Origin of the sequence: Streptomyces phaeochromogenes (assembly GCF_001418655.1) — a bacterium.
Taxonomy (GTDB): domain Bacteria; phylum Actinomycetota; class Actinomycetes; order Streptomycetales; family Streptomycetaceae; genus Streptomyces; species Streptomyces phaeochromogenes.
In genome coordinates this window covers 24,625-36,875 of sequence record NZ_LIQZ01000256.1, presented here as the reverse complement: position 1 = coordinate 36,875, position 12,251 = coordinate 24,625, and the positions used below count along the sequence as shown (strand labels likewise).

9 protein-coding genes and 1 other RNA gene are annotated in these 12,251 nt (G+C 69.8%); 6 read left to right on the top strand and 4 right to left on the bottom strand.

The window, feature by feature from the left end:
- Window positions 1–172: 172 nt before the first annotated feature.
- The 6 genes from AOK17_RS30695 to AOK17_RS30670 all read left to right on the top strand — a co-directional run bounded on the left by AOK17_RS30695 (window position 173) and on the right by AOK17_RS30670 (window position 8,040).
- A complete protein-coding gene (locus tag AOK17_RS30695; protein ID WP_055615833.1) occupies window positions 173–1,399 on the top strand; it encodes an MFS transporter in 1,227 nt (408 codons plus the stop codon).
- A 181-nt stretch (window positions 1,400–1,580) separates the two neighbouring features.
- A complete protein-coding gene (locus tag AOK17_RS30690) occupies window positions 1,581–2,879 on the top strand; it encodes an ABC transporter substrate-binding protein (RefSeq protein WP_079053368.1) in 1,299 nt (432 codons plus the stop codon).
- Window positions 2,876–3,886 carry a carbohydrate ABC transporter permease gene (locus AOK17_RS30685; protein WP_055615831.1) on the top strand — a complete coding sequence of 337 codons (1,011 nt, stop codon included), beginning with the start codon at window positions 2,876–2,878 and terminating at the stop codon, window positions 3,884–3,886. Before AOK17_RS30690 ends, AOK17_RS30685 begins: the two co-directional genes overlap by 4 nt.
- A 53-nt stretch (window positions 3,887–3,939) precedes the next feature.
- Window positions 3,940–4,704 carry a carbohydrate ABC transporter permease gene (locus tag AOK17_RS30680; protein WP_055615838.1) on the top strand — a complete coding sequence of 255 codons (765 nt, stop codon included), beginning with the start codon at window positions 3,940–3,942 and terminating at the stop codon, window positions 4,702–4,704.
- 34 nt (window positions 4,705–4,738) lie between these two features.
- Window positions 4,739–7,030, top strand: a complete 2,292-nt coding sequence (gene yicI / locus AOK17_RS30675) for an alpha-xylosidase (RefSeq protein ID WP_055615830.1) — start codon at window positions 4,739–4,741, stop codon at window positions 7,028–7,030.
- Window positions 7,031–7,032: 2 nt separating this feature from the next.
- Window positions 7,033–8,040 (top strand): LacI family DNA-binding transcriptional regulator, encoded by a 1,008-nt coding sequence (locus AOK17_RS30670; protein WP_055615829.1) that lies wholly within the window; start codon window positions 7,033–7,035, stop codon window positions 8,038–8,040.
- 119 nt (window positions 8,041–8,159) lie between these two features.
- Here the strand turns inward: AOK17_RS30670 and dacB are convergent, their stop codons facing one another.
- From dacB to AOK17_RS30655, 4 genes are all read right to left on the bottom strand, one after another.
- Window positions 8,160–9,716, bottom strand: coding sequence for a D-alanyl-D-alanine carboxypeptidase/D-alanyl-D-alanine endopeptidase (dacB, locus tag AOK17_RS30665; RefSeq protein WP_079053367.1), 1,557 nt, complete (start codon window positions 9,714–9,716; stop codon window positions 8,160–8,162).
- 189 nt (window positions 9,717–9,905) lie between these two features.
- Window positions 9,906–10,293: a transfer-messenger RNA gene (gene ssrA, locus AOK17_RS47780) on the bottom strand.
- Between the two features lie 151 nt (window positions 10,294–10,444).
- Window positions 10,445–10,978, bottom strand: a complete 534-nt coding sequence (gene smpB / locus AOK17_RS30660) for an SsrA-binding protein SmpB (RefSeq protein WP_186001021.1) — start codon at window positions 10,976–10,978, stop codon at window positions 10,445–10,447.
- Window positions 10,979–11,083: 105 nt separating this feature from the next.
- Complete coding sequence (locus tag AOK17_RS30655; protein WP_079053366.1) at window positions 11,084–12,250, bottom strand: S41 family peptidase; 1,167 nt, start codon at window positions 12,248–12,250, stop codon at window positions 11,084–11,086.
- Window position 12,251: the final 1 nt, after the last annotated feature.

Here is a 12,251-nt window from a genome sequence, read left to right as displayed (position 1 = left end):
GGCCGACTTCGGACCGCGACGGCGGTCCCCCGGCCCGGAAGGGCCCCGGCGCGACCCCGACCCGCACCGAAACAGCGCGCGCGAAGACAGCGCGTACGAAGGCAGTACGTACGAGAGCAGCCCGCCCCCAAACAGTCACCGCCCCCGCAACCCGTACCGCCGCCTCTTCACCATCCCCGGCACCCGGGCCTTCACCCTCGGGAATCTGGTCGCGCGGCTCCCCATGGGCATGTTCAGCGTGAGCGCGGTGATCATGATCGCGGGTGCGCGGGGCTCGTACGCGCTCGCCGGTGCCGTCACCGCGACCGGCCTTGCGGCGACGGCGGTCGTGGCGCCCTGGACGGCACGGCTGGTCGACCGGCACGGACAGGCGCGGATCGCCGTGACCGCGACGGCGGTCGCCGCGCTCGGCTCGCTCGCGCTGGTGCTCTGCGTCCGGTACGAGGCGCCCGACTGGACGCTGTTCGCCGCGTACGCCGCCACGGCCACCACGCCCAACACCGGCGGTATGTCCCGGGCACGCTGGGCGCATCTGCTGAAGGGCGATCCGGTACGCCTCCACACCGCGAACTCCTTCGAGCAGGCCGCCGACGAGCTGTGTTTCATGGTCGGGCCGGTACTGGCCGCGTTCCTGTGCGGGGCCCTGTTCCCGGAGGCCGGCACCCTCGTCGGGGTCGCCCTGCTGCTGACCGGCGTGCTGACCTTCGCCGCCCAGCGCTCGACGGAACCGCCCGCCCGGGGCCGTACGGCCACAACGACCCGCTCACCGGTCCGGGCGCCCGGAATGCCGCCGCTGCTGGTCGGATTCCTCGCCACGGGTGCGGTGTTCGGCTCGATGGAGGTGGTGACGATCGCGTTCGCCGACGCGCAGGGGCACCGGGCGGCGGCCGGGATCGTCCTCGGGCTCCAGGCGGCCGGATCGTGCGCCGCCGGGCTCCTCTACGGGGCTCTGAAGCCGGCGGGCCCGGCCGAGCGGCGCCACCCGTGGAGCCTCGCCGCGATGGCCCTGCTGATGTGGCTGCCGCTGCTTGCCGCCTCGCTCACGGGTTCCCTCGTGGTGCTCGCCGGGGCGCTGCTGGTGGCGGGGATGGCGACCGCCCCCGCGATGGTCACGGGCATGACCCTGGTCCAGCACCGCACGCCCGAGGGCCGGCTGAACGAAGGCATGACCTTGGCGGTGACGGGGCTGCTGGGCGGGATCGCCTGCGGGGCAGCGGCCGGCGGGTGGGCCGTGGAGCACGTGTCGGCGACCGCGGGCTACGGAGTACCGGTCGCGGCGGCGGCGACCGCCCTCCTGATCTCCGTCACGGCGACGGCGGGCCGCGCGACCCCGACCCCGACCTCAGCCCCAACCCAAGCCCAAGCTCCGGACCAGGCCCAGCCCCAGGCCCGCCGCTGAGGACACCCCGCCCGCCGTCCGACGGGCCGAACGCCCGCCCCAATTCCCGCGCACCCCATTGACGCGCCCACAGGCCCCACATACCTTCCCCCGTCGAAGCGCTTCGACGTCACGCATCGAATCGATTCGATGAACGCTGCGTGATGTCCCGATACCCATCCGACTCCCCCGGAGGTACTGGATGTTGACGGCACGAAGGCGTGTGATGGCGACGGCCGCCGCGGTTCTGAGCGGAACCCTGCTGCTGGCCTCCTGCGGCGGCGACTCGGACAGCGGGTCCTCCGATGGCAAGACACTCAAACTGTGGCACTACGAGGCCCCCAACAGCGCGATGGGTGTGGCCTGGAAGGAGGCCATCAAGGAGTTCGAGAAGACCCATCCGGGCGTGAAGGTGAAGTTCGAGGAGAAGGGCTTCGAACAGATCCAGAAGACGGCCCCGATGGTCCTGAACTCCAATGACGCGCCCGACCTCATGGAGTACAACAAGGGCAACGCGACGGCCGGGCACCTTTCCCAGCAGGGGCTTCTCACCGACCTGTCCGCGGAGGCGACCAAGCGCGGCTGGGACAAGAAGCTCAGCGCCGGTGTGCGGACCACCAGCCAGTACGACGCCAAGGGCGTGATGGGTTCCGGGAAGTGGTACGGGATCCCCAACTACGCCGAGTACACGATGGTGTTCTACAACAAGGACCTCTTCAAGAAGTACGGGATAGCCGAGCCGAAGACGTTCGACGAACTGACCGCCGCCATGGACAGGTTCGTCGACGAGGGCATCACCCCGCTCGCCAACGCGGGCGCCGAGTACGTCGCCCAGCAGTACCTCTACCAGCTCGCGCTGTCGAAGGCCGACCGCGCCTGGGTTGACTCCTACGAGCTCTACAAGGGCAAGCCCGACTTCCACGACGCCGCCTGGACGTACGGTGCCGAGACCTTCGCGGACTGGGTGAAGAAGGGCTACATCAGCGAGAAGTCCACCGGTACGAAGGCGGAGGACGCCGGGGTCTCCTTCATCCAGGGCAAGAGCCCGATCCTGTTCTCCGGCAGCTGGTGGTACGGCCGGTTCGTCGCGGAGAGCAAGGTCGACTGGGGCACCTTCCTGTGGCCCGGCTCGAACATGACCCTCGGCTCGGGCGGCAACCTCTGGGTCGTCCCCAAGGGCGCCAAGAACAAGGATCTGGCCTACGACTTCATCGACATCACCATGTCCAAGAAGATCCAGAACCTGCTGGGCAACAACGGCGGAGTCCCGGTGGCCGCCGACCCCGCCGCCATCACGGACCCGCGGTCCAAGGGGCTCATCGCCAACTTCAACACCCTCGCCGAGCGGGACGGCCTGGCCTTCTACCCCGACTGGCCGGTCGCCGGCTTCTACGACGTGCTCGTCTCCGAGACCCAGAAGCTGATCACGGGGAGCGCGAAGCCGGACGCCTACCTGGACGCGGTGGAATCGGCGTACGACAAGGGCGTACAGGCCCCATGACGGTCACCGTCGAACGGGGAGGCCGCGGCGGACGGGGCAGCCGGCGCGGCCCGGGCAGTCGCGGCGGTGATGTTGTCGAAGCGCATCACCACGCGAAGGGGCCGCGCCGCCCTCGCGACTCGTACGCGCTGTTCCTGCTGCCCGGAGTGCTCGCCTTCTTCGCGATCATCGTCGTGCCGTTCCTGATGAACACGGGCGTGAGCTTCACCGAGTGGCAGGGCGTGGGTACGCCGAAGTGGACCGGGCTCGCCAACTACCGGGAGCTGCTGGACGATTCGGAGTTCTGGGCGTCCTTCCGGCACAGCCTGTTCATGGTCGTGGCGATGGCGGCCGTGCCGACCGTCGTCGGGCTCGTCCTCGCCGCGGCCCTCTTCGACTTCGTCGGCAAGCACTTCGGCAGCAGGACGGTCGCCGTGCTGCGCGCCTGCTTCTATCTGCCGCAGGTGCTGCCGATCGCGGTCGCGGGCATCGTGTGGAGCTGGATCCTCGCGCCGGAGAACGGCTCGCTGAACGAGCTCCTGAAGGCCATCGGCCTCGGCAGCCTCCAGCAGGACTGGCTCGGCGACCCCGACCTCGCGCTCTACACCGTCATGGGCGTGATGGTCTGGGTGCAGCTCGGCTTCCCGCTCGTCGTCTTCATGGCGGGCCTGCAACGCGTCGACCCGCAGCTGTACGAGGCCGCCGAGCTGGACGGGGCGGGCTGGTGGCGGCGGTTCTGGCACATCACGCTGCCGCAGATCAGACCCGAGATCTACGTCGTGCTCCTGTGGTGCACGATCGCCGCGCTCAAGGTCTTCGGCGCGGTGTACGTCCTCACGAAGGGCGGGCCCGGCGGGGCGACGAACGTGCCCTCCTACTTCTCCTTCACCACGTTCTTCGAGAAGACGCAGGTGGGCTACGGAGCGGCGATCTCCACGGTCCTGACCGTGATCATTCTCGTCCTCGCCCTCGTGGGGCTGAAACTCCAGACCCGCGCCGAAGACGCCGAGGAAGGGCTCCGAGTGTGACAGCCGCCCGCCGCTATCCCGTGCTCGTCGCCCTGTTCATCGGGGCGCTCTTCATGGTCCTGCCCTTCCTGATCGTCGCCGTCAACGCGGTGAAGTCGCCCGCCGAATACTCGTCGAACGGCCCGCTGAGCCTTCCCGAGGGCGTCTACCTCGACGGTCTGAAGGACTTCTGGGAGCGCGTCGACTTCGGGCAGAAGCTGGTCAACTCGGTGCTCATCAGCGGGTCGGTGGCCCTGGGCGCCGTCGTCCTGTCGGTCCTCAACGCGTACGCGATCGGCATCGGCCGGATCAGGGGCCGCACCTGGGTGCTCGCCTTCTTCGTGCTGGCGAACATGCTCCCGCAGGAGGCGCTGGTCTACCCGGTCTACTACCTGAGCAAGGAAGCGGGCCTTTACGACACCAGGCTCAGCGTGATCATCGTCTTCATCGTGATCCAGGCCGCCTTCGGCACATATCTCCTCGCCTCCGTCCTCGGGCAGTTCCCCCGCGAGATCATCGAGGCCGCCCGGATCGACGGGGCGAACAAGTGGCAGGTGCTGTGGCGGATCGTGGTGCCCGTCAGCCGGCCCACCATCGGCGTACTCCTCGTCTTCTTCTTCATCTGGACCTGGAACGAGTTCCTGCTCCCCCTGGTCATGCTGATCTCCAACGACAACCAGACCGTGTCGGTGGCGCTCGGCGTCCTCCAGGGCCAGCGCCTGATGGACGCCACGATGACGAACGCCGCCGCTCTCCTGGGCGTCCTGCCCGCCCTCGTCTTCTTCCTCGTCTTCCAGCGGACGCTCACCCGCGGCATCGCCGTGGGCGCGGTCAAATGACCGGCATCGGCGCGGTCAAGTAAGGGGTGTGCGTGTGAAGTTCACCGACGGCTACTGGATGCTGCGCGAGGGCGTGAGCGCGGCCCATCCGGTCGAGGTCCTCGATGTGACCGCCGGGCAGGGCGCGTTGGCGATCCACGCGCCTACCCAGCCCATCCGCCACCGCGGCGACCTGCTGAAGGGACCGGTCGTGACGATCAGCGCACACGCGCCGATGCCGGACGTCATCGGCGTCACGTTCACACACTTCGAGGGCGAGGAGTCGCGCGGGCCCCAATTCGAGCTGGGCAAAGAGGACTTCACTGCGCACGCCGAGTACGACGAGGAGTCCGCGACCCTCACCGCGGGCGCCCTGTCCGTGCGGGTGAGCCGCACCGGCCCCTGGCACGTCGACTTCCTCGCGGACGGCCGCACTCTGACCACCAGCGGCGCCAAGGGCATGGGCATCATGCGGGACGCGGGCACGGGCGGCCACTATCTGCGCGAGCAGCTCAACCTCGGTGTGGGCACACAGGTCTACGGACTCGGCGAACGCTTCGGGCCGCTGGTCAAGAACGGCCAGGTCGTCGACATGTGGAACGCCGACGGAGGCACGGCCACGGAACAGGCGTACAAGAACGTGCCGTTCTATCTGACGGACGCGGGCTACGGCGTGTTCGTCGACCATCCGGGCCGGGTCTCGTTCGAGGTCGGCTCGGAGGCGGTGTCCCGGGTGCAGTTCAGCGCCGAGACACAGCAGTTGACGTACTACGTCATCTACGGCCCGACCCCGAAGGACATCCTCCGCAAGTACACGGCCCTCACCGGCCGTCCGGCGCTGCCGCCCGCCTGGTCGTTCGGGCTGTGGCTGTCGACGTCCTTCACCACGTCGTACGACGAGACGACCGTGACCTCCTTCATCGACGGCATGAAGGAGCGCGAACTCCCGCTCTCCGTCTTCCACTTCGACTGTTTCTGGATGCGGGAGTTCAACTGGTGCGACTTCGAGTGGGATCCGCGGGTCTTCCCGGACCCGGAGGGGATGCTGGCCCGCCTGAAGGAGCGCGGGCTGCACATCAGCGTCTGGATCAACCCGTACATCGCCCAGCGCTCACCGCTGTTCGCAGAGGGCAAGGCACTCGGGCACCTGCTGAAGCGGCCGGACGGCAGCGTCTGGCAGTGGGACCTGTGGCAACCGGGCATGGCGCTGGTCGACTTCACGAGTCCGGCCGCCCGCGACTGGTACGCCTCGAAGCTGGAGGCGCTGCTCGCGCAGGGCGTCGACTGCTTCAAGACCGACTTCGGGGAGCGGGTCCCGCTCGACGTGGCGTACGCGGACGGCGGCGACCCCGAGCGGATGCACAACTACTACACCTACCTCTACAACCGGACCGTCTTCGACGTGCTGCGCAAGCACCGCGGCGAGGCGGAGGCCGTCGTCTTCGCCCGCTCGGCGACCGCCGGCAGCCAGAAGTTCCCCGTGCACTGGGGCGGCGACTGCGAGGCGACCTACGAGTCGATGGCGGAGTCGCTGCGCGGCGGCCTGTCGCTCGGCCTCTCCGGGTTCGGCTACTGGAGCCACGACATCGGCGGCTTCGAGGGCACCCCGACACCGGCCCTGTTCAAACGGTGGCTCGCCTTCGGCCTGCTCTCCTCGCACAGCCGCCTGCACGGCAGCTCCTCCTACCGGGTGCCCTGGCTCTTCGACGAGGAGGCCGTGGACGTCCTGCGCCTGTTCACCCGGCTGAAGCTGCGCCTCATGCCCTATCTGTACGAGGCCGCCCGCACCGCGCACACCGAGGGCGTCCCGATGATGCGCGCGATGCTCCTGGAGTTCCCGGACGACCCCGGCTGCGCCCACCTGGAACGGCAGTACATGCTCGGCCCGGACCTGCTGGTCGCGCCGGTGTTCTCCGACGACGGCGAGGTGTCGTACTACGTGCCTGAGGGCACCTGGACCCACTTCCTCACCGGACGCCCGGTGACCGGGCCGCGCTGGGTGCGCGAGAAGCACGGCTTCTCCAGCGTGCCGCTCCTCGTCAGGCCGGGCGCGGTGATCCCGGTGGGGGCCGTCGACGACCGGCCGGACTATCCGCACGCGGACGGGGTGACCCTGCACGCGTACGGGCTCGATCGCGGCGCGCAGGTCACGGTGCCCGTGGACGGCGTGACCTTCACCGTCGTACGCGAAGGTGACACGCTGCGGGCCTCGTCGAGCGATCCGTCGGCGCCCTGGGCGCTGGCGGCCGGGGAACGGGTGGCGCGGGCGAAGGCCGGGACCGGGTTCCTCTCCCTCGAACTGGGCCCCGAGTCCCCTCAGCCGGGCCGCGAGCAGGAGCGGGGCTGAGCATGGTGAAGATCACCGACGTGGCACGGCACGCGGGGGTGTCCCCCAGCACCGTCTCGTACGCGCTGAGCGGCAAGCGTCCGATCTCCGAGGAGACCCGGCAGCGCATCGAGGACAGCATCCGCGAGCTGGGCTACCGGCCGCACGCGGGCGCCCGGGCCCTCGCCAGCAGCCGGTCGAACGTGCTCGCGCTGGTGGTGCCGTTACGGACCGGCATCCATGTGCCGGTGGTGATGCAGTTCGCGGTGTCCGTGGTGACGGCCGCGCGCCGGCACGACCACGACGTGCTGCTGCTCACCCAGGAGGAGGGCGAGGACGGGCTCCGGCGGGTCGCGGACACCGCCCTCGTCGACGCGCTGATCGTGATGGACGTCCAACTCCACGACCGGCGCCTGCCGTTGCTGCGCGCCCTGGACCGCCCGTCGGTACTCATCGGCTTCCCGGCCGAGCCCGCCGGGCTGACCTGCATCGACCTGGACTTCAAAGCGGCGGGCGAGCTGTGCGTCGAGCATCTCGCGGGCCTCGGACACCGGGTGATCGGCCTGGTGGGCTCACCGCCTGAGGTGTACGTGCGGGAGACCGGGTTCGCCCAGCGCGTGGTCCAGGGCTTCACGGCCGCGGCCGACCGCAACGGGCTGTCCTCCTCGGTGCACCCGTGCGAGGCGGCACCCGCGGCGGCCCGGCAGGTCGCCGAGCAACTCCTGCGGGAGCGGCCCGCGCTGACGGGTGTCGTGGTGCACAACGAGCCGGTCCTGGAGCCGCTGATCGACGCGTTCGAGTCCCTCGGCCTACGGGTCCCGGGGGATCTGTCGGTCACGGCGATCTGCCCGGACGAGGTGGCCGAACAGACCCGCGTCCCCGTCACCTCGATCGCCATACCGACCGCCGAGGTGGGCACGGGAGCGGTGGAACTGCTGATGAGGAAGCTCGGCGGCGCCACGGCCGTACCGGAGGCAACGCTGTTGTCACCACGGCTGACGGTACGGGGGAGCACGATGCCGCGGCCCTGATCGTGGGCAGTCACCTTGGGCCGTGACCGTGGGCCGTACGGAGCCCTGTTCGGTCCAGGGCGTCGGCGAGACGCCCTGGACCGCAACCTCACTCCCTCAGCCGCGCCTCACTCACTCGCTCAGCACTCCCCCGGCTTGCGCCACGAGCACTCCAGGTCCGCGTTCCGCTCGGCGGCCCGCGCGGTGCCCGGCTTCACGAGTACGGCCGCATCCGCCGTGGAGCGTGCCAGCGTCACCACGATCGCGTCCTCCAGCGGCTTCACGGAGGAGGCGAGGTAGTTGTTGAGCACGATGCTGTAGACGAGTTCGCGTCCGTCCGCGTCCGTCACGTACCCGGAGAGCGCGGACGCCCCGGTCAACGAGCCGGTCTTGCCACGGGCGTTGAGCGCCGCGGGCGTGCCGCACATCCTGGTCCGCAGGGTGCCGCCCACGAAGCGGTCGGGGCCGCAGGCGACCGGCAGGGACTTGTACCAGTCGGCGTACCAGGGCTCGGCCCGCACCGCGAGCAGCAGCTTGCTGAACTGGCCGGCGGTGAAGTTGTTCATCCGGGAGAGCCCCGACCCGTCGACCTGCCGCAGCTTGCCCGTGTCGACGCCGACGCCCTTCGCGTAACCACTGATGGCGGCGAGCCCGGCGCTCCAGCTTCCCTCCCCCGAGACCTCCACGCCCATGGCCTTGGTGAGGATCTCGGCGTGCATGTTGTTCGACAGCTTCATGAAGGGGATCAGCAGTTCCTTCAGCGGCATCGAGGCGTGCGAGGCGAGCTGGCGTGCCCCCGCGGGCGTGGCGCGTCCGAGCCGTGTCGGCCCGGTCACCTTCACCCCGTGCGCGGCGAGCGCGTCCCGGAAGACGGCAGCCGCGTACCCGGTGGGCTCCCACACGCTCACCCACTCCGTGGCGCCGGAGCCGCCCACGGGCGTCGTACCGCTGACCACGATGGTGTTGCCGCCGTGCTCCCGCTCGACGGTGAGGTCGTTCGAGCCGCCCGCGGCGACGGTCGTGGCCCGGACGTCCAGGTCGACGTAGTCCGTCTTCGGTGTGACGGTGACGGTCGGCTCGTCCCCGGCCCCGGCGCCCGGCGCGACCTCCACGATCACGGTCCCGGTGTCGTAGTCGGTGTCGGGCGCGACGCTCAGCGCGCTGATCTGCGCCGAGTAGTACGCGGACTCGTCGTCGGCGGCCCAGGACCGGCCGAGCCGGGAGCTGTCGAAGCGGGTGTCGTCGGCGAGGAGCCGCCCGTCGACTCGGGTGACACCGGACGCGGCGAGGTCGGCGGCCAGTTTGTCGTAGTCCTTGGCGAGTGCGGTCGGGTCACCGCTGCCGCGCAGATACAGATCGCCGCGCAGGACGGAACCCTGCCGCCTGCCGTTCGTCAGGACGTCCGTCGTGAACTTGTGGTCGGGGCCGAGGATCTCCATCGCCGCGGCCGAGGTGGGCAGTTTGGTGTTGGAGGCGGGCATCAGCCGCTCGGTCGGCCGGTGCTGGTACAGCACGTCGCCGCTCGCGGCATCGGCGACCACGACGCTCGCCGCCCCGCCCTCCATCCGGCTGTCCCCGAGGATGGTGTCGATGGCCTCCGGCAGTCCGCTCCGGTCGGCGTCCGCCCCGGCCGGCGAACCCGAGCCGAGCGCGGCTGCCGCGAGCCCGATCACGACGGGCCAGATCCACCGTTTCATACGGGAGTTGACGCGCTCCCCAGAACTCTTCGCGGTTCCACTCACGGGTCTACTCATGCCACAGGAGCATCCCGGACGACGCGCCTCGTGGACAGTAGGCGTACGGGAGCGAAGCCGCGCACGGTGCACCGCCCGGACACGACAAAGGCCCCGCTGCCTGGGCAGCGGGGCCTTTGTTTAACATGGGATGAGTGGAGATGGCGGGAATCGAACCCGCGTCCACCGGTGCAGAATCAGGGCTTCTCCGTGTGCAGTTCGCTTCGATTTTCTCGGCCCCGGTGATCACGCGAACAAGTCGCCGACGGGCCCAGTCACTGTTTGATTTCCCATCGAACCCCGTGACCGGGCTCGATGGTTTAGTTCCCTAGATTATGCCAGGGTCCGGGTCGGGAACACCCCCGGGCTGACACCCTTTTAGGGTCCTTCAGTCGCTGTTATTAGGCAGCGAGGGCGAAGGACTGGGAATCGCTCTTGGAATTGGCGATTATTGGTTGCGACATATGGTTAACGAGATCATTGCCGCTTCCTCGACACGCTTCCCCTGCTTCAACATCCGCTGTCGAAACCGATCATCCCCATGTTGATTTTTCAATCCTCTTCGGAACTTCTCCAAGCGAAGAGGTGCGCACCCGCTGTGGGGTGCAGTGCCATCGTACGTGACCAACGCGCACGCATGCCACCGTATTCCCGGCCGCCGCGCGCCCACCGGCCCGCCACCGGCCCCGCGGCTACTCGCCCCGCTGCTTCCGCTTGGCCGCCGCGATGGCCCGGTCCGACTCCCGCCGGTCCTGCTTCTCACGCAGGGTCTGCCGCTTGTCGTACTCCTTCTTGCCCCGGGCGAGCGCGATCTCGGCCTTCGCGCGACCGTCCTTGAAGTACAGGGCGAGGGGCACGATCGTGTGACCCGTCTCCTCGGACTTCGACGCCAGCTTGTCGATCTCCTCGCGGTGCAGGAGCAGCTTCCGCTTGCGGCGCACGGTGTGGTTGGTCCACGTGCCCTGGCTGTACTCCGGGATGTGGGCGTTGTGCAGCCACGCCTCGTTCCCGTCGATCTGGACGAAGCCGTCGGTCAGCGAGGCCCGGCCCTGGCGCAGGGACTTCACCTCCGTGCCGGTGAGGACGAGCCCGGCCTCGTAGGTGTCGATGATGGCGTAGTCGTGCCGCGCCTTCTTGTTCTGCGCGACGATCTTCCGCTTGCCGTCCTTGACCTTGCCGGAGGTGCCCCCTCCCTGCTTCGGCTGGGATTCTTTCGGTACGTACATGCCCTTGCTCATAGTGCTGGCCATTTTCGCACTAGAGGGGCCCACGAGGGAAAGCCGATTACGGGAGATGCGGACCGTCGGCCCGGAAAAGCCGTGTCCGGTCGGTTACGAAGGGTCGCCGAGCCCGCTCAGTACGGTCTCGGCCCGCTCCAGCGCGCCCGCCTCGGCCTCCAGGTCGGGGGTGATGCCGCGGCCGTCGACCCCGCGTCCGGAGGGGGTGCGGTAGTGCCCGACGGTCAGCTCGGCGACGGAGCCGTCGGGCAGCCGGCTCGGCATCTGGACCGAGCCCTTGCCGAAGGTCCTGGAGCCCACGACGACCGCACGGCCGCGGTCCTGCAGGCCCCCCGTGAGGAGCTCGGCCGCGCTCATCGTGCCGCCGTCGACCAGTGCGACCAGGGGCCTGGTGGTGTCACCGCCGGGATCGGCGTGCAGCGCGCGCTGGTCGCCGTTCACGTCGTACGTGGCGACGAGGCCGCCGTCGAGGAAGGCGGAGGCGGCGGTGACGGCCTCGGTGACCAGACCGCCGGAGTTGCCGCGCAGATCGAGGACGACCCCGGTGCCCGTGGGGGCGTCGGCCACGGCGGTCCGTACGAGGTCTCCGGAGCCCTTGGTGAAGGCGGCGACCTTGATCACGGTGACGCCGCCGGGCAGTTCGCGGACCGTCACTGAGTCGGTGGACAGGCGGGCCCGGCGCAGGGTCTCGCGCCACGCGTGCGTGCCGCGCTCAAGGCCGAGAGCGACGGTGGTGCCGGCGCTGGCGTCGGTGGCGTCGCCCCTCAGTAATGAGACGACCTCCGTGACGGGCCTGCCGTCGACCCGGCGGCCGTCGACGCTGCGCAGCCGGTCGCCCTCGCGGATCCCGGCGGCCTGCGCGGGTGAGCCGGACTGCACCCGGGTCACCTCGATCCGTCCGTCGCGCTCGCGCCGGGCCCACAGGCCGACGCCGGTGTACTGGCCGTCGAGCGCTTCCTCGAACTCCTCGTACTCGCCCTGGGAGTAGACCGCGCCCCACCGGTCGCCGCTGCGGCTGACGGCCCGCTCGGCGGCCTCGACCGGGGACTTGCCGTCGGCCATGGCCTCGGCGGCGGCGTCGGTGACCTCCTCCTGGTGGCCCGCCGGGGCGGACCTGGTGGACGGGGAGGTGCTCTTGCGGCCGGGGGTGTCGAACGAGCCGGTCGCGGCGCCCGCCGCGAGAACGCTCGCGAAGACCAACGTCAGGGCCGCCCCGCGGCCGAAGCGGCGGGGCTGACAGAACAGGTCACGGCCTGACATG